Below are 1,407 nucleotides of genomic sequence, written 5' to 3' on the forward strand. Positions count from 1 at the left end.
TTTAAGCTGATGCGCGGCGGCGTTCAACTTCAGTAGAAGGCGCACCTTCAACGTCTTTCACTAATTCAATGTCAAATTGAATATGTTTGAACGCACCTTTCAGACCACGACGAGCAATTTCAGCTTCATCAGTTACATCTACAGCAGTTGCCACTAAGCCATCACGCGTTGCAAATGCAAAGTCATCCCAAAGGTATTCATCACCTTCGATGTTGAACTGCGTAGTTAATTTACGGTAGCCAGGCGCAGTGACGAAGTAATGCACGTGTGAAGGGCGGTTACCATGACGACCAAGTTTGTCTAATACAAACTGAGTTGTACCTTCTGGTGGGCAGCCATAACCTACAGGCATTGTGGTTAATGCTGTATATTGACCTTGTGCATCCGTGAAGATCGTACGACGTAAGTTGAAGTCAGATTGAGACTTATCAAAGAACGAGTAGTTACCTAAGCTGTTTGCATGCCAAACTTCAACTTTAGCGCCTTCAATGATGTTACCTTCAGTATCTTTAACGATACCTTCAATAATCAAAGTTGGGATTTTGCCTTCTTCAGAACCATCATCCATACGTGCAAAACCAACTGATTCTGGTGCACCAGCGACATACAATGGACCTTCAATTGTACGTGGAGTACCACCTGTAATACCTGCTTGAGCATCTTTCTCATCTGCACGTAAATCAAGGAAATGCTCAAGACCTAAACCAGCAGCCAAAAGACCTAATTCGTTTGCTTGACCAGCATCAGTAAAGTACTCAAGACCTTTCCAAACTTCAGATTGGCTTAAATCTAAATCTTCAATCGCTTGGAATAAGTCAGATACTAAACGTACAACGATTTGCTGAACACGTTCATCAACAGGACCTGTTGCAGTATCAACGTTCATTTTTTTGACTAAAGCATTAATTTGTTCGCGGTTCATACTATTTCTCCTTAAGTATGCTTGCTGTGTGGTGGCTGACTTCTAATGTGTTTGAGCTCGCTGCCACAATCCTTGTTTAAAATGACGCTAAAAAACCTCTGGATGTATTGAAGTCATGGCCTGAATCAATCAAGCCAAGACACTTAAAACTTAACGATCATCTTCACGGATAGAAGATGGGTGGCGATTTAACGCCATTACTTCGATATTCATATATGGGTAAAGCGGAAGACCTTGTAAAATTGAATGAAGCTCTTCATTGCTTTCCACATCAAAAATACTGATGTTTGAATACTGACCTGTGATTCGCCAGATATGACGCCACTTGCCTTGTTGCTGTAACTCTTGCGAATACGCCTTTTCAACAGCTTTAATCTCATTCGCTTTTTCAACTGGCATATCCAGTGGGATGTTCACATCCATTCGTACATGAAACAGCATGTCTCACTCCTGATGTATCACGTCGCTTATTTGCGGCGAAGGTT

Annotated in this window: 2 protein-coding genes; both read right to left on the minus strand. The window is 41.9% G+C overall.

Annotated features, from left to right (window positions below; translation table 11 throughout):
* Position 1: 1 nt before the first annotated feature.
* A complete protein-coding gene (gene catA / locus AC1M9I_RS14555; RefSeq protein ID WP_481590937.1) occupies positions 2 to 922 on the minus strand; it encodes a catechol 1,2-dioxygenase in 921 nt (306 codons plus the stop codon).
* A 150-nt stretch (positions 923 to 1,072) separates the two neighbouring features.
* Positions 1,073 to 1,363, minus strand: coding sequence for a muconolactone Delta-isomerase (gene catC / locus AC1M9I_RS14560; protein ID WP_092766278.1), 291 nt, complete (start codon positions 1,361 to 1,363; stop codon positions 1,073 to 1,075).
* Between the last annotated feature and the right edge of the window lie 44 nt (positions 1,364 to 1,407).

It is taken from the genome of Acinetobacter sp. ANC_7553, from assembly GCF_056779895.1.